We start from the raw sequence: 16,610 nt of genomic DNA, 5'->3' as shown, positions 1-16,610 counted from the left end.
AAGGGAGGCTGTCATTTACTTTCCGCCTGTTTGATGGCCAGCACGTCTTTTGGCGTGACCATGTCGCCTTTGTTATTGCCCCAGGCATTGCGTTCGTAGGTCACGACCGCAGCGATATCGACTTCCGAGAGTTGTTTGCCGAACGCGGCCATCGCGGTACCTGGCTTGCCGTGAAACACCAGGTTCAGGTGATCGGCGGCAGGCCCGGTGGCGATTTTCGAGCCCTTGAGCGCCGGGAACATGGGCGGCAGGCCCTGGCCCTCGGCCTGGTGACAGGCCACGCAGGTGGTGTGGTAGACCTTGTCGCCGCGGGCCACCAGTTCGTCGAGTGTCCATTCCTTGGAGGTCAGTTCCTTGAGCTTGGCCGCCTCTTGCTTGCGCTCGCCAAGCCAGGTGTCGTAGTCGGCCCTGGACTTGACCTCGACCACGATGGGCATGAACCCATGGTCCTTGCCGCATAGCTCGGCGCACTGGCCGCGATAGATGCCGGGTTTCTCGACGCGGGTCCAGGCTTCATTGACGAAGCCGGGAATGGCGTCACGCTTGACCGCAAAGGCCGGCACCCACCAGGAGTGGATCACGTCGGCGGCGGTCACCAGAAAGCGCACTTTTGCCCCCACCGGCAACACCAGCGGCTGGTCGACTTCGAGAAGGTAGTGCTCGCCCTTGGTGGCCTGGTTATGGATTTGCTCAGCCGGAGTGGCCAGGTTGCTGAAGAACTCCACGTCCTGGCCCAGGTATTTGTAATGCCACTTCCACTGATAGCCGGTGACCTGGATATCGATATCCGACTCACTGCTGTCGTAGATGTTGATCAGCGTCTTGGTCGCCGGAATGGCCATGGCCACCAGGATCAGCAACGGCACCACGGTCCAGAGTATTTCCACCGTGGTGCTCTCGTGGAACTTGGCCGCTACCTGGCCCGTCGAGCGGCGATGCAGGATCATCGACCAGAACATCGCGCCAAACACGACGATGCCGATCACTACACAAATCCAGAAAATGGTCATGTGCAGGTCAAACACAGCGTGACTGACTTCAGTAGCACCTGGCGCCATATTCGTTGTCCAGGCGGCGTGGGCCTGGCCGAATACCGACGACAACACTAAGCCCATCCAAACGTGTGGATGTCGCGTCATTGCGGGTTCCCCTTTTATGTTTCTTGTTATCCCGCCGGTTTGCACCTGCGGCGAAGGGAGCGGCTTCCAAACTGCTTACCACCGCCAAGCCTTGCTGCGTCATGCAGTCGGGCGTCATCAGCCAATTGCCTACAAATCCGAGTATAGACAGCCGCAGCGACCCCGCAATGTGTAGGGGCAAATGAGTGAAAACAGACAGACGGGCCCAATAAAACGGGCGGCGGAATCGTTTATCCGACGAGCGATGGCAATTCGATATAACGTGTGCGTATAACCATGAAATAATTATGACAAATGCGTCTTAGGTGCTCGTATAACCGAGCTACCTTATCCTCTCTCTTTTCCTACGCCTGACCGGAGCCTTCATGAACACCGCCGCATTGCGCGAGCAGATTTCCCGTGCCCATCAACACGAAGCAACCACGGGCCAGCTTGCCCAGCAATTGGAAAAGCAATTGCCGCACCTGCATTCGGCCATTTCCCTGGTTGACGGTGATCGCAACATTGTCATGACTCGCTTTGTCACCGCGTACATCGACCTCGTCCCGGATTTGCTCGAAGCCGCCAACGACGTAGCGCGCGAAGCCGGAATCGAAAGCCAGATCAAGCCTGTGCTGAAAATTGCCGAGCATTTCTTCCTGCAGCCGCCGGCAATTCTGGCGGGCCACGAAGGCCTGGACGGTTTGCTGGACGAAGCCTACCTGGCCCATCGCCTAGTGGAGGAGGTCAACGACCTGTATATCAAGCATTTCGGCCAGCCGCTGATCCCGGCGGACACCACGGTCGCCAACCTGATCGCCCACCAACTGATCGGTGAAGACTTCGCCAATCAGCTGGATGAAGCGGTGCACATGGCAGTGGATGAGATGCTTAACGAAGAGAGCTTTGCGCTGGAGTCGGTCGAGACATACCGCGAACAGTTGAAAAGCCCGGACACAGAAGCGGCATGGAAGCGCTGGCCGTGCCTGTCGCGCCAGCTTGGAGTGGAGTTGGCGCTGGATCAGCCGACTTAATCCCAAATTGGACACAAAACAAATGTGGGAGGGGGCTTGCCCCCGATAGCGGTGAACCAGTCAAAATCTATTTGGCTGACACACCCCAATCGGGAGCAAGCCCCCTCCCACATTTTGAACCGGCTCCGTCAGCCGATTGAGGGCGCCGAGCCGATCCCCGTGGTGGTCCTTATCCGGCCTTCCAACCGGCGCTTCAACCCACGCGCCTCGATCACCAGTTTCGAGCCCTTGGCCGCATTGGCCCGGCCCCATTCCTCCAACAGCTCCAGGCAGGAATGGTCGATATAACTCAGGTTATTGAGCGGCACATGCACGGTGGTTCCCATCGGCACCGTCGACAGCACCTGGGTCAACGCCGGCACTTTCAGGAACGTCGCGGCACCGATCAGTCGCAACTCCATCTCGCCGTCCTGAGGCAAGTCGATCAGGCTGATTTTCAGCCGCGAGGCCTTGAAGGCCAGCTTGACCAGCGTCAGCCCGAAGCCCACCAGTACACCGGTCAGCAGGTCGGTGAAGATGATCGCCAGCGCCGTGGCCGCGTAGGTAAACATCGGCATGCGGCCATAACGCCCCAATGCCTTGAACGCCTTCACGTCCACCAGCTTGATCCCGGTATACACCAGCACGCCCGCCAGGCTCGCCACCGGGATGCTCTGCAGCACACTCGACAGCAACAATACGAAGCCCAGCAGCCACAGGCCGTGGAACATCGCTGACAAGCGCGTGGTGGCGCCCGCCTGGACGTTGGCCGAGCTGCGGACAATCACGCCGGTCATCGGCAGGGCACCGACCAATCCGCACAGCATGTTGCCTACGCCTTGAGCGGACAACTCCTTATCGAAATCCGAACGCTGGCCGCTGTGCATGCGGTCGACCGCTGCGGCGGACAGCAGCGTTTCGGCACTGGCGATAAAGGCGACGGCAAATGCGGCGATCAGCAGCTGCGGGTCAGCCAGGTTGAGCAGGTCGCTGGGGCGCAGCCAATCGATGGCGTCGGCCAGGTTTTCCGGCACTTCCACACGTTTGACCTGCAACGCCAGCACCAGGCTGGTCACCGTTGCCAGGCCTACGCCCAGCAGAGCCCCTGGCACGAAGCGCAGTTGTTGTGGACGGAATTTGTCCCACAGGTACATCACCAGCATCGTCGATACACCGAGCAAGCCCGCCTGCCAGCCGAGCCCGCCGCCGAGGGTGGGTATCGCTTCGATCAAGGCCGCCGGGAAGCCTGCCAGGTTATCCAGCCCGGAAGGTTTGGGCGCACTGTCGAGCATCACATGGACCTGCGACAGCACAATCAGTACGCCGATCCCCGCCAGCATGCCGTACACCACCGCCGGCGCCGTCACGCGGAACCAGCAGCCCAGGCGCAGACGCCCGGCCACCAATTGCAGGAAGCCCGCCAGCAACAGGATTGGCCCCAGCATCAGCATGCCGTGCTGGCGTACCAGCTCGAACACCAACACCGCCAACCCCGCTGCCGGGCCACTGACTTGCAGCGGAGAACCCGCCAACCAGCCCACCACCAGACCACCGATAATCCCGGTGATCAAGCCCTTGGCCGGCGGCATGCCGGATGCGATCGCGATACCCATGCACAAAGGCAGGGCGACCAGAAACACCACCACGGAGGCGAGCAGCTCCCGAGGCAAAACAGCTTTCAATTGAGCAGCACGCATGATGACTCTCCCGAGGCATTCGCCGGGCGCGGTAAAGCCTGGCTGCATCCATGGCAGCCACCGCTTTACCCGGCAGGGAAGTGTGTTAGAAGCGCGCTTTAGGCGTCGCGGATGGAATCGGACCTTCACCGCCCAACGGTCGGAACGCCGACTGATCCGCGTCGTAGGCCCGGATCTCGCTGGTTTCGATGTTGTAGATCCAGCCGTGGATAAACAATTGGCCATTGGCCATGCGCGAAGCCACGGAAGGGTGGGTGCGCAAGTGCTGCAACTGGGCGATGACGTTTTCTTCGGTCAGCACCTTCATGCTCTCGCCTTCATTGGCGCAGTCGCAGTTGTCGTGGACCATGGTCTTGGCCACCTCGGCATGCCGCAACCAGGCCTTGACCGTTGGCATTTTCTCGAGGCTGTCGGGATTGAGCACCGCACGCATGGCGCCGCAGTCGGAGTGCCCGCACACGATGATGTGCTGCACGCCCAGCGCCAGTACCGCGTACTCGATGGCCGTGGACACGCCGCCGTTCATCTGGCCATAAGGCGGCACTACGTTACCCACGTTACGGGTGACGAACAGATCGCCAGGGGAGCTTTGGGTGATCAGCTCCGGCACGATGCGCGAATCGGCGCAGGTGATGAACATCGCACGGGGACTTTGAGCCGTGGCAAGTTTCTTGAAGAGTTCTTCCTGCTGGGGGAAGACGTCGTGATGGAAATGCAAAAAGCCGTCAACAATGTGCTGCAGCGCTGCATCGGCGGTTTCCGCCTGAGAGGCTGAAGCCGACGCAGCCAACGGCTGTTTATCCTTATCACTCATGATTCATCCTCTTGATCAATGCAGGGTAAGTGTTCCAGGCCAGTTCGACGTCCGGGCAGTGAAAAAGTTGGGAAACCTCCACAGCCCAGGGCGCCGACTCATCAGTCACTCGCTGAACAAGGTACCCACCGAAACTTAACTCAAACTGAATCAACCGCTCTAGATCGCGGGTTTCAGTGATATCAAAACGCGATTATTCCTACAGATGTTTCGCATTTCTCCTCTTGAGTCTACAACAATGCCATTTGCCGGCCAGGTGGACAAAACGCCGTGCAATCCAGATCGAAGCCTTCACGGCGATTGAGCCCCAGACGTTTGATCGCCTTGCTGAAACGCTGCGCCAGCAAATCGGCAAACGGCCCTTCGCCGCGCATGCGCACGCCGAAGCGGCTGTCGTACACCGCGCCACCGCGCACCTGACGCACCAGGCTCATCACGTGCGCCGCGCGCTGCGGGTAATGCGCCGCCAGCCACTCTTCGAACAGCGGCGCCACCTCGAGCGGCAAGCGCAGCATCATGTATGCGGCACTTTGCGCACCGGCGGCATGGGCCTCGGTGAGCAGGCTTTCCAACTCGCTGTCGTTGATCATCGGAATCATCGGCGAACACAGCACACCGACCGGAATACCCGCCGCGCGCATCACCCGTATCGCCCGTAACCGCGCCTTGGGCGCCGCGGTGCGCGGCTCCAGTATGCGCTTGAGTTCATCGTCCAGGCTGGTAAGGCTGATCATCACGGCCACGAGTCGTTGGCTGGCCAGCTCGGCGAGCAGGTCCAGATCGCGCAGGATCAGGGAGCCTTTGGTGATGATGGTCACCGGGTGCCGATAGCGCAGCAGCACCTCAAGGGTTTGCCGGGTAATCTTGTATTCGCGCTCGATCGGCTGGTAAGGGTCGGTGTTGGAGCCCAGGTTGATCGGCGCGCACACATACCCCGGCTTCGACAGCTGCTGCTCCAGCACGTCGGCGGCGTTGCTCTTGGCAATCAGTTTGGTTTCGAAATCCAACCCCGGCGACATGTCCCAATACGCGTGGCTGGGCCGCGCATAGCAGTAGATGCAGCCGTGCTCGCAGCCACGATAAGGGTTGATCGAGCGATCGAACGGCAAGTCCGGCGAGTTATTGCGGGTGATGATGGTCTTGGCCGTTTCGATACGCACTTCGGTGCCCTGGGTGGGCGGCACTTCCTGAAACCAGCCGTCGTCCTCGGCCACGCTGACGGTGGGCGCGAAACGGTTGTGCAGATTGGTGGCCGTGCCCCGGCCACGGGGTGGCAGTGCAGTCGTCATGAAAACGCCTCGATACTGTTTTTATATACAGTATCGAGGCGTGAGGGTTCTGACCAGTGCCGTTTGGCGGTCAGTGCTTTTGCGTGACCTGCCCCAAATCGTCCCCCGAGGTGGTGCGCATATCGTTCTTGCGCAGGTCGGTCACGTCACTGGCGCTCACTGGCGTGCCTTGATTGCCCCAACTGCCACGGATGAAACTGACTACATCCGCCACTTCCTGGTCCGACAGGCGCCAGGCAAATGCCGGCATGGTGAAGGTCGACGGCGCGGCGTGGGTGGCTGGCAAGGTGCCGCCGTTCAACACGATGTTGATCAGCGACGTGGCATCTGCCGTCTGCAGCACCGGGTTGCCCGCCAGCGCCGGGAACACCCGCGTGTAGCCATGCCCGTCGGTACGGTGGCAGGCCGCGCAGTTGTCGATGTACACCGAGGCGCCCGGCTGGCTGTCATCACCCTTCCAGAGCGCCTGGGCCACTTGCTTGTCGTACTGGTGCGGCGGGTTCTTGGGATCCACCGCCGGCAGGCTCTTGAGGTAACGGGCGATAGCAGTCAGGTCGTCTTCCGACATGTATTGCATGCTGTGGACCACAACATCGCTCATGCCGCCAAACACCGCACTACGATCACTGCGCCCGGTCTTGAGAAATTGCACCAATTGCTCTTCGCTCCAACTGCCGAGGCCGTCCTTGTGGTCGCCGCGCAGGCTTTTCGCAATCCAGCCTTCCAGCGGCGCGCTGCCGGACAGGAACGCGTTGCCGTCAGCGGCGCTCAGGGCCTTTTCCTGCATGGTCAGGGCGCGCGGCGTGTGGCACGCACCGCAATGGCCGAGGCCTTCAACCAGGTAAGCGCCACGGCTGACCACAGGGTCGGCGGCGGCCTGTACCTGTTGCTCCTCGACAGACGGCGCGAACATCCAGCGCCACGCTGCCAGGGGCCAGCGCATGCTCAACGGCCAGGGAATATCGCTGTCCTTGTTCTGCTGGGCGACCGGCTCAACGCCTTTCATGAAGTAGGCATACAAGGCCTGCATGTCGCTGTCGCTGACACGCGCGTAAGACGGGTAGGGCATCGCTGGGTAAAGCGTACTACCGTTCTTGGCGACGCCATGGCGCACGGCCTTGTCGAAGTCTTCGAAGCTGTAGTCGCCCAGGCCGGTCTTGTCCGGGGTGATGTTGGTGGAATAAATCACACCGATGGGGGTTTCCATCGGCAGGCCGCCGGCGAATGGCTTGCCGCCCTTGGCGGTGTGGCAGGCCACACAGTCACCGGCGCGGGCCAGGTATTCCCCTTGCTTGATCAGCTCGGCTTGCGCCGCGCTGACCGAGCAACTGCTGAACAGCGCCAAGGAGGCGATAACGAGTGCTTTCATGGTCATCGCTCCTTATGCCTGGACCAGCGGGCCGGGGTTTTTCAAGTACTGTTCGCGGATCGCCCGAGCCGACCAGTAGGTCAGCGCTGCTACCAGGCCGGTAGGGTTATAGCCCAGACCTTGTGGGAATGCCGACGCCCCCGGGACAAACACGTTGTGTACATCCCAGCTCTGCAAGTAGCGGTTCAACGCGCTGGTTTTCGGGTCGGTGCCCATGATCGCGCCGCCGTTGAGGTGCGTGGTCTGGTACGCCGCCGTATTGAAATGCTCGCCGACTTTCTTGCCCAACACGGCGATCGCCTTGGGATTCACGGCTTGGGCGACCTTGCTCATTTTGTCCATCATGAAGCGGTTCATCTTGATGTCGTTTTCCTGCCAGTCGAAGGTCATACGCAACAGCGGCAGGCCGTAGGCATCGCGGTAAACCGGGTCCAGATCCAGATAATTGCTCCGGTAGGACTGATGGGCGCCGTGGGAGTCCATCGATACCTGATGGGTGTAGTAATCGGCGGTGGCGCGTTTCCACGCGCTGCCCCAGGCCGGGGTGCCTGGTGGATTGGAGGTGCCAGCAATCGGCCGACTGCCCGCCTGGTTGACCCACATCGGCGAGCCGCCCACGAAGCCGTGGGGGCCGTGGTCAAAGTTGTCGGCGTTGAAGTCGTCGATGGCCACGCCATTGCCGCCCGCGCCGATAAAGTTGTTGGTGTGGGTGTCCTTGTCGAAGAATGCCTTGATGGTGCCCATGTTCTGGTAGGCAAAGTTGCGGCCCACCACGCCTTCATTGGTAATCGGGTCGTACGGCTTGCCGATGCCCGACAGCAGCATCAGGCGCACGTTATGGAACTGGAACGCACCGAGGATCACCAAGTCTGCTGGTTGCTCGCACTCGCGGCCCTGACCATCGACATAGGTCACGCCGGTGGCTTTCTTCCGGGTGCTGTCGAGGTTGACCTTGAGCACGTGGGAATTGGGCCGCAGCTCGAAATTCGGCACTTGGCGCAACGCCGGCAGGATGTTCACGTTCGGCGACGCCTTGGAGTACATGTAGCACACGTAGCCACTGCAAAAGCCGCAGAAGTTGCACGGCCCCATCTGCGCGCCGTAAGGGTTGGTGTAGGGCCCGGAGGTGTTGGCCGACGGCAGGTTGTAGGGTTTGTAACCCACATCGGCAGCCGCTTTCTGAAACAGCTGCGCGGAGACCGTGTTTTTCTGCGACTCCAGCGGGAACGGGTTCGAGCGGTCCGGTGCATAGGGGTTGCCGCCGCGGCCTTCACCCACCAACTGCCCCTTGACGGTCCAGGCCTGGCCCGAGGTGCCAAAGACTTTTTCCGCATAGTCGAAAAACGGTTCCAGCTCTTCGTAGCTGACGCCGAAGTCCTGGATGGTCATGTCCTTGGGAATGAAGTTTTTCCCATAGCGTTCTTCGTAGTGGCTGCGCATGCGCAGCTCGATGGGATCGACGCGAAAATGCACGCCCGACCAGTGCAGGCCTGCACCGCCGACGCCATTACCCGGCAGAAAAGCGCCAAGCTGACGGTTGGGCAGGGCGACGTCATTCACGCTATGGCGAATTGTCACTGTCTCCTTGGAAATGTCCTGGAAGAGTTTTTTACGCACGCTGTAGGTCAATTCGTCGATGACCTGGGGATAGTTGCCGTCCGGGTAGGTGTCCTGCATCGGGCCGCGCTCCAGCGCTACCACGTTGAGGCCCGCTTCGGTCAGCTCCTTGGCCATGATCGCGCCGGTCCAGCCGAAGCCCACGATCACCGCGTCCACTTTCTTCATGATGGTCGCCACGGGTTAAGCCCTCTCGCCGCGAATGGAAACAGCCGGGAAGGGGTACTGCTCGTTGCGCTCGACCCAGTCCATGAAATCGGCGCGGGCGCCGGGGAAACCGATCATGGTCCAGCCGACCATGCCTTTATTGCCGCCGTGGATGGGGTCGCAGAAAAAGCCTTCCTTGGTGTTCTGCAGCAGCAGGTTGAAAAACATCTTTGGCGGCACCGCCTCGAAATGAGCGCTCAGCTCAGTGGCACCCGCCTCCAAGCGGTGCAACATGTCGTCTCGGGTAGCGCTGTCTTGCGCAGCAAAAGCCTTACCGTTGAACGCCTTCGACCAGGCATCCGTCGCCGCGATACCCAAGCGATAGATTTCCTTGGGCACCAGCTTGCTCTGCCAGCCCATCTCCGGCGCGGCATCGGCGTTGAAGGGGCCTTGCATGAACCACAGCGCGCCACTGGCGTACGGCGTATTCATCTGACGGTCGATATATTCCGCAGCGCCGGCTTCCAGGGCACCCGGGCCTTGGGCATCGGCAGGGATCAAGCGCTCGACGGCAGCGTTGATGAACGCCCATTCTTCGGCGGTAAAGTAGGTCGGTTCATACGCCTTGTCACTGGCCGCAGGCTTGGCTGGCGCTGCCTCGGCAGGTGCGGGCGTGGCCATCAGCATCGAACCGCCAAGGCCAGTGCTGGCAACCGTGACCACCGGGATCAAGGTCAAGGATTTGCGCAAAAACTCACGCCGGGGGTTGTCTTGATCTTGATCAGACATGGATGCACCTCATCATGTGGTCACGGATTGATCAGCCGCTTCTGGGAGCAGCGTGAAGATTTGCCGAGGAATGGATCCAAAGATAGATCACTCTCGCAAACAATGGTTACAAATGATAGCAGGCTAAGCATCGAGGAAAGGGCTTCGGTGACAAAAACACTGGGGCAGGCCGGATGATTCACGATTCTTTGACGAGCCCCTCACACCTCATTCACCCCGTACAAACGACTCTGTGCGCCATCAACATTGCCCTGGTCGGTTACGTCCCCCATGTTCAAGATTCGATTGCTGCCGGTTCTCGGCCTGGCACTGATAGCCCTGTTCACCACCGTTGATGCCCACGCACAGGGCGAATCCTCCATTCGTTCGCCTGAGTGGGCCCAGCCGGTGGGCGACCACTACAACCTGCACCAAATGACGCCCACGCTCTACCGCAGCGCTTTGCTTGACGGTGACGCCGTGCCGGTGCTGGAGAAACTGAAGATTGGAACGGTGATCAATTTTTTGCCGGAGCCTGATTCGGCGTGGCTGAAGTCATCGGGTATCAAAGAGGTGCAGATCACCTATCGCACCAACCATGTCGACGATTCCGACGTGCTGGCGGCACTGCGTGCCATTCAGGAAGCTCAAGCCAACGGCCCGGTATTGATGCACTGCAAGCACGGCTCTGACCGCACCGGGCTGATGGCCGCGATGTATCGGGTCGTGATTCAAGGATGGAGCAAGGAAGACGCGCTGAACGAAATGACCCTGGGTGGCTTCGGCAGCAGTAATGGCTTTAAAGATGGCGTTCGCTACATGATGCGCGCCGATGTCGACAAGTTACGTACCGCTCTGGCGAACGGCGACTGCAGCACCAGTGCGTTTGCGCTGTGCTCGATGAAAAGCTGGATCGGCACAACGGTCAAGGACGACAAGTAATGTAACGGCGGGAGCGAGCCTGCTCGCTCCCGCTGCCACTCAGTCTTTCTTGAGTTTGGGATTGGGGAAGAACTGTACCGCCTGCACCTTCGGGTCCGCCGGCGCTTTCAATGCCGACGTGTTGACCCGCGTGCCCAACTCCTTGGGCACTGACAGCCCCTGGTCATTCAGCGTATCGGTGTATCCACAGGCCACACACTCGCGGTGTGGCACGCTGTCTTCGGTCCACATCTTGAGCTTGTCCGGCTCGCTGCATGCCGGGCAGACCGCCCCGGCGATAAATTGCTTTTTGGTGATCACAGGCCCTTCACTCATGCTGCCGCGTCCTCACTCAGGCCGCTGTGGCGCAAGAGTGCGTCAATCGACGGCGCACGTCCGCGGAAGTCGACGAACAACACCATCGGCTCCTGCGAACCGCCCCGTGCAAGGATCGCTTCACGGAAGGCGCGACCGGTCTGGGCATTGAGCACGCCGTCTTCTTCGAACTTGGAGAAGGCGTCCGCCGACAGCACTTCGGCCCACTTGTAGCTGTAATAACCTGCGGCATAACCGCCGGCGAAAATGTGCGCGAAGCTGTTGGGGAAGCGGTTGTAGGCCGGTGGGCGCATTACCGAGACCTCATCGCGCACGCCTTCGAGCACCTGCGCCACACTGCGACCATCGCCGTGGGTGGCGTGCAATTCGAAGTCGAACAGCGAGAATTCCAGCTGGCGCACCATCATCAGGCCGGACTGGAAATTTTTCGCCGCGAGCATTTTTTCCAGCAGGTCCTGAGGCAACGGCTCACCGGTTTCGTAGTGGCCCGAAATCAGCGCCAGGCCTTCAGGCTCCCAGCACCAGTTCTCCATGAACTGGCTCGGCAACTCCACGGCATCCCAGGCCACGCCGTTGATACCGGATACGCCGGCATGTTCGACGCGGGTCAGCAGATGGTGCAGGCCATGGCCGAACTCGTGGAACAGGGTGGTCACTTCATCGTGGGTCAGCAGGGCGGGCTTGCCACTGTCGGCCGGGGTGAAGTTGCACACCAGGTTGGCCACCGGGCTTTGCAGCACACCCTCCAGGGTGCGGCGGCGGTCGCGGGCGCCGTCCATCCAGGCACCGCCACGTTTGTTGGCGCGGGCATACAGGTCGAAGAAGAAGCGGCCGACATGCTGACCGTTTTCCTTGATCTCAAACAGGCGCACGTCCGGATGCCAAGCGTCGAAACCTTTCTGCTCGGCAATCTCAATGCCGTACAGGCGCTGCACAATGGCAAACAGGCCGCCCAGCACTTTGTCGATCGGGAAGTAAGCGCGCAGGGCTTCCTGGGACACGCTGTAGCGCTGCTCGCGCAATTTTTCGCCGTAGAAGCCGCTGTCCCAGCTTTGCAGGTCGGCGCAACCTTGTTCGGCGGCGTAAGCCTTGAGCTGCTGCAGGTCCTGGGTCGCGAACGGTTTGCTGCGCCGGGCCAGGTCGCGCAGGAAGCTCAGCACCTTGTCGCTGGACTCGGCCATTTTGGTAGCGAGGCTCAGTTCGGCGAAGGAGGCGTAGCCCAGCAGCTGGGCCAGTTCCTGGCGCAGGTCGAGGATCTGTTCCATCACCGGGCCGTTATCGTTCTGACCGGCATTCGGGCCTTGGTCCGACGCGCGGGTGCAGTAGGCCGCGTAGACTTCTTCGCGCAGGGCGCGGTCCTGGGCGTAGGTCATTACCGCGTAATAGCTCGGAAATTCCAGGGTGATCAGCCAGCCATCGAGACCTTTGGCCTGGGCGGCGGCGGCCATTTGCGCCTTGGCCGAATCGGTCAGGCCGGCGAGGGTGGCTTGGTCGGTGACGTGCTTGGTCCAGGCCTGGGTGGCATCCAGCAACTGGTTGGAGAATTTGCTGCCCAGCTCCGACAGCTTGCTTTGCACTTCGGCGTAGCGCTTTTGCTGCTCCGGCGGCAAGTCGATACCCGACAGGCGAAAGTCGCGCAGGGCGTGTTCCAGCACGGTTTTTTGCGCCACATCGAAACCGGCGGCCTCGGGGCTGCTGGCCAAGGCTTCGAAGGCCTGGAACAGTTCACGGTTCTGCCCCATCTCGGTGGAGTAGGCGCTCAATGCCGGCAAGCAGGCCTCATAGGCTTCGCGCAGTTCGGCGCTGTTACACACGGCGTTGAGGTGGCTGACAGGGCTCCACGCCGCGCCCAGGCGATCGTTAAGCTCGTCCATGGCCAGGACCAGGCCCGCCCATGTCGGATTTTTTCCCTGGCTTTGCAGGATTTCTGCGATAGCTGCCCGGTTATCGGCGAGGATCTGTTCGATGGCCGGCTGGACATGCTCGGCACGGATCGCCGAGAACGGCGGCAGGTCGTAGGGCTGCAGAAGAGGGTTGTTCGCGCTCACGGTTGGCACCTTGGCTGAAAAAACAGATAAGACAAAGATGGGGGCATCTTAATTACAATCAACACCCACCGCAGCTATCAGTACAACAGAGAGAGGCTATCGTGACCCTTCGCACCTATCAGAACCACACGCCAACCCTGGGCACCGGGGCTTTTGTCGATGTTTCGGCGGTGGTGATCGGCGATGTCGAAATCGGCGCCGACAGCTCAGTCTGGCCCTTGACGGTGATTCGCGGCGACATGCACCGCATCCGTATCGGCGCGCGCACCAGCGTGCAGGATGGCTGCGTGCTGCACATCACCCACGCCGGCCCGTTCAACCCGGACGGTTTCCCGCTGTTGATCGGTGACGACGTGACCATCGCCCACAAAGTCATGCTGCATGGCTGCACCGTGGGGAGCCGCATCCTGATCGGCATGGGCAGCATCGTGATGGACGGCGCCGTGGTGGAGGATGACGTGATCATCGGGGCCGGCAGCCTGGTGCCGCCGGGCAAGAAACTCGACAGCGGCTTTTTGTACGTCGGCAGCCCGGTTAAACAGGTGCGCCCTTTGACTGACAAGGAGCGGGCCTTTTTCACCTACAGCGCAGCGAACTACGTGAAACTCAAAGACCTGCACCTGGCTGAAGGATTCGACCGATGACCCTGCACCACCCAACCGTGCTGTTCGACCTCGATGGCACCCTTACCGACCCACGCGAGGGCATCACCCGCTCGATCCAGTACGCCCTGGGCAAGCTGGGCATCGACGAGCCGGACCTGTCCCGCCTCGAACACTTCATCGGCCCGCCGTTGCTGCAAGCGTTCATGCAGTTCTACGGCTTCGACGAGGCCAAGGCGTGGCAAGCGGTGAATTTTTATCGTGAGCGTTTCAGGGTCACCGGGCTTTATGAAAACCATGTGTTCGATGGCGTGATGCCCTTGCTCGAAGAACTGAACAGCCAAGGCCGCCAGTTGTATGTGGCCACATCCAAACCGTGGGAATTTGCCCGTGAGATCGCGCGGCATTTTGACTTTGCCAAGCACTTCAAGGTGATTTACGGCAGCGAGCTGGATGGCACGCGCACCAACAAGGTCGAGCTGATCGCTCACCTGGTGCGTGAAGAAAGGCTGGACCCGACCACCACCTTGATGATCGGTGACCGCAAGCATGACTTGATCGGCGCGCGCAGCAATGGGCTCGACTCGGCGGCGGTGGGGTATGGGTTTGGCAGCTTTGCAGAGCTGAATGCCGAAGCGCCGACCTGGCATTTTGAAACATTGGCCGAGTTGCACCAGGCGTTTATGGGCCACCGTTAGCACCCACGCGGGTTTTCAAGGCTTCCGTCTGCGCACTGGAGCATGTGCGGCCGGTGAGCTTGCAGGGTGAGCGGATATTCCACTGGCTAACAGGTTTTTTCTGCGCGGATAGTCGGCTTTATTGAGGTGCAAGGCGGCCAATAAAGAAAAATAATGAGCGTTGGCTTCTGCACTAGTGGCAAGTGAAATCCTCTGACTGCGCAGTCGATTCAAATAGGATGATAACGTGTCCTCGGTGGCCGAACTGCCGCCTTCATCGTGGGTCGCGAGTGCGCTGTGAGTGACTTCATGAATGAAGGTGTGAGCAATTTCCTCTGCAGAAGAGCGTTCTAGAAAGTCCCGCTGAAAATACATCAGACGTTTTACGCCTGGCATCGTCAGCCTGCCGGACGCCAATGTGCCTCTGGCTGAAATAGCCTCTACCGTCGTCCTGCCTTCATGGTGCTCCATGACGCTTATTCTGTGTAAGTTGTCATGGTAATAACTCACCGCAGACATCGTTTCCTGCAGATTGCTCGAGCCCTGCGCCGCCCCAAAGAACAATGCATCCAGCTGATTCAATTCAGTTGCGTTAGCAGGATCATTGATCGCCGCATACGCTGCATTCAACAGAACAGAAGCTGCCTGCGCACCCGCCACGAGCTTTTTATAACTGGGTGACCCTACCCACAATGAATGACGGATTTCATCCGAAACGTTGCGTACTGCGGCAAAACCTACGCCTCCCGCAACGAACGCGCCGAACGCCACTGAGGGCCCCACAATGCCCGTCAGCTTGGCCCCTAGCGCAGCAACCCCGCCCAGTACCACGCCCTGTGCAGCGCCCAGGGACACGTGATGCCCAAAGCTTGGCAGCCTGCCTTGACCTGCCGAACTCCAGTCGGTGGGCAAGGATGTAATCATCCCTTGACGATCAACCCTGTTCATCGGGTTGTTATGCACCATCCGGTATCGATTCAGTCCGTCAAGTGTCCCTGCCGGGTCCGGGCTGATCCAACGCTGCAACCAGGGTGCGTAGTAACGCAACCCGTAGTAATACAGCCCAGTAGCATCGCGCTCCTTGCCACTGTAGCGGCAAGTTTTATAGCGTGCCTCGATGGCGCCTCTCGCCGCCCACCACGCAGTGCTGCCAAATGGGTAATAACTTTCCTGACTGATCAGCAGGGCCTTTTCATCCAGCTCCAGGGAGCTGCTGCCCAAATGATCCGCCAAGTTGCAACGAATGGAATTGTTCGCAAGCTCGGAAGGGCGACCTTTTTCCCATTGAAGTATCCGCACGCTGTAGCGACCGACTTCAATATTCAAGACATTCAGCCATTCGCCGGTGGCACTGTCGCGCCGCACTTCCAGCCCCGACAGATAGCACACCTGCGCACGATGGGTGAGTGCGCCCGCCCGGACCAGACTATTTTTTATCACGCGCTGGCCGAACGCATCATAGCCGTACAGCTCTTCATCGTTGGCCGCGCCCTCCCGGGTCACCAAGGCAACACTGATCAGTCGGTTGGACACATCCCAGTTCATGGTCTGCCCACGCTCGAGTTGCTGCTGGTTGCCATTGAGGTCGAAGCCCTTGCCCAATGCGGGCAACTCGATCAATGGGCCTGTAGTCGGCAGACTTTGGTTTCCGAGCGTCGCTATCTTCATTGTTCGCGTATAGCCACTGCCGTTGCTAGGCACATGCTGCAGCTTTTGCAGATTGCCATCGGCGTCATAGGTATAGGTTCGGGTGTAGTTGCGCCATTGGCTATCATTTGCGGCGCCGAAAGTCGCCCGCCTTGGCAGCCCCGAACCAGCGCTATTGTGCGCATTCTCTCGCCCACTGGCCTGGACCAGCTGATACAAAGTGTCATATTGATAATGGCTGACAGCCATGACCTGGGCGTTGCTTGACCATTGGATGGGTTGGGCTGCGTCGACGATTTTGATCACATTGCCGACGTGGTCATAGGTGTATGCCAAATCCTGCAACCGCTCTTTCTTTGCCCTGCTGCGATAGGTCAATAATCGCTCCACACGCTGGCTGCGCGGGTCGTAGGTCCACTCGCTCACTACGCCGTTTCCAGCACGTTGCGTTAGCATCTGACCATGGGCGTTGTAGTCGGCCCCATCCGCGATGACCTGACGAGTACCGCCCGCCAGGGTGATGCCAACTTCCAATAGCTCACCGGTG

General features: G+C 60.2%; 14 protein-coding genes. 4 read left to right on the top strand and 10 right to left on the bottom strand.

What is annotated here, in order from left to right; all coding sequences use genetic code 11:
- Positions 1 to 11 precede the first annotated feature (11 nt).
- Positions 12 to 1,139, bottom strand: coding sequence for a cytochrome c oxidase subunit II (gene coxB / locus C4J88_RS00290; protein WP_124405910.1), 1,128 nt, complete (start codon positions 1,137 to 1,139; stop codon positions 12 to 14).
- Positions 1,140 to 1,504: 365 nt separating this feature from the next.
- Between coxB and C4J88_RS00285 the strand changes: the two genes are divergently transcribed.
- The gene (locus C4J88_RS00285; RefSeq protein WP_124369075.1) at positions 1,505 to 2,152 is read left to right on the top strand and encodes a hypothetical protein; all 648 of its coding nucleotides are present in this window, start codon (positions 1,505 to 1,507) and stop codon (positions 2,150 to 2,152) included.
- A 128-nt stretch (positions 2,153 to 2,280) separates the two neighbouring features.
- Here C4J88_RS00285 and C4J88_RS00280 read toward each other — a convergent pair whose 3' ends face one another.
- The 6 genes from C4J88_RS00280 to C4J88_RS00255 form a co-directional block, all read right to left on the bottom strand.
- Positions 2,281 to 3,828, bottom strand: a complete 1,548-nt coding sequence (locus tag C4J88_RS00280) for a SulP family inorganic anion transporter (protein WP_124360621.1) — start codon at positions 3,826 to 3,828, stop codon at positions 2,281 to 2,283.
- Positions 3,829 to 3,913: 85 nt separating this feature from the next.
- Positions 3,914 to 4,642, bottom strand: a complete 729-nt coding sequence (locus C4J88_RS00275) for a carbonic anhydrase (RefSeq protein ID WP_124402587.1) — start codon at positions 4,640 to 4,642, stop codon at positions 3,914 to 3,916.
- A 230-nt stretch (positions 4,643 to 4,872) separates the two neighbouring features.
- Positions 4,873 to 5,931 carry a PA0069 family radical SAM protein gene (locus tag C4J88_RS00270; RefSeq protein ID WP_124365274.1) on the bottom strand — a complete coding sequence of 353 codons (1,059 nt, stop codon included), beginning with the start codon at positions 5,929 to 5,931 and terminating at the stop codon, positions 4,873 to 4,875.
- Positions 5,932 to 6,001: 70 nt separating this feature from the next.
- Positions 6,002 to 7,300, bottom strand: coding sequence for a cytochrome c (locus C4J88_RS00265; protein ID WP_124365273.1), 1,299 nt, complete (start codon positions 7,298 to 7,300; stop codon positions 6,002 to 6,004).
- Between the two features lie 12 nt (positions 7,301 to 7,312).
- Positions 7,313 to 9,097: a GMC family oxidoreductase gene (locus C4J88_RS00260; RefSeq protein WP_124405909.1), complete on the bottom strand. Its 1,785-nt coding sequence runs from the start codon at positions 9,095 to 9,097 to the stop codon at positions 7,313 to 7,315.
- 3 nt (positions 9,098 to 9,100) lie between these two features.
- Positions 9,101 to 9,853, bottom strand: coding sequence for a gluconate 2-dehydrogenase subunit 3 family protein (locus tag C4J88_RS00255; protein ID WP_124365271.1), 753 nt, complete (start codon positions 9,851 to 9,853; stop codon positions 9,101 to 9,103).
- A 270-nt stretch (positions 9,854 to 10,123) separates the two neighbouring features.
- Here C4J88_RS00255 and C4J88_RS00250 point away from each other — a divergent pair, with 270 nt between their 5' ends.
- Positions 10,124 to 10,774 carry a dual specificity protein phosphatase family protein gene (locus tag C4J88_RS00250; RefSeq protein ID WP_124365270.1) on the top strand — a complete coding sequence of 217 codons (651 nt, stop codon included), beginning with the start codon at positions 10,124 to 10,126 and terminating at the stop codon, positions 10,772 to 10,774.
- Positions 10,775 to 10,813: 39 nt separating this feature from the next.
- On the opposite strand, the gene C4J88_RS00245 is transcribed toward C4J88_RS00250, so the two are convergent.
- Together C4J88_RS00245 and prlC are read right to left on the bottom strand one after the other, a co-directional pair.
- Positions 10,814 to 11,089 carry a YheV family putative zinc ribbon protein gene (locus C4J88_RS00245; RefSeq protein ID WP_017528719.1) on the bottom strand — a complete coding sequence of 92 codons (276 nt, stop codon included), beginning with the start codon at positions 11,087 to 11,089 and terminating at the stop codon, positions 10,814 to 10,816.
- A complete protein-coding gene (gene prlC, locus C4J88_RS00240; RefSeq protein WP_124405908.1) occupies positions 11,086 to 13,137 on the bottom strand; it encodes an oligopeptidase A in 2,052 nt (683 codons plus the stop codon). The genes C4J88_RS00245 and prlC overlap by 4 nt, the downstream gene beginning before the upstream one ends.
- A gap of 101 nt (positions 13,138 to 13,238) precedes the next feature.
- On the opposite strand from prlC, the gene C4J88_RS00235 reads away from it, so the two are divergent.
- Complete coding sequence (locus C4J88_RS00235; RefSeq protein ID WP_124360614.1) at positions 13,239 to 13,781, top strand: gamma carbonic anhydrase family protein; 543 nt, start codon at positions 13,239 to 13,241, stop codon at positions 13,779 to 13,781.
- Complete coding sequence (locus C4J88_RS00230; protein ID WP_124405907.1) at positions 13,778 to 14,437, top strand: HAD family hydrolase; 660 nt, start codon at positions 13,778 to 13,780, stop codon at positions 14,435 to 14,437. Before C4J88_RS00235 ends, C4J88_RS00230 begins: the two co-directional genes overlap by 4 nt.
- A gap of 15 nt (positions 14,438 to 14,452) precedes the next feature.
- On the opposite strand, the gene C4J88_RS00225 is transcribed toward C4J88_RS00230, so the two are convergent.
- Positions 14,453 to 16,597, bottom strand: coding sequence for an RHS repeat domain-containing protein (locus tag C4J88_RS00225; RefSeq protein ID WP_124405906.1), 2,145 nt, complete (start codon positions 16,595 to 16,597; stop codon positions 14,453 to 14,455).
- Positions 16,598 to 16,610: the final 13 nt, after the last annotated feature.

The organism is Pseudomonas sp. R4-39-08, assembly GCF_003852275.1.
Taxonomy (GTDB): domain Bacteria; phylum Pseudomonadota; class Gammaproteobacteria; order Pseudomonadales; family Pseudomonadaceae; genus Aquipseudomonas.
This window is presented reverse-complemented; position numbering and strand designations above follow the sequence as displayed.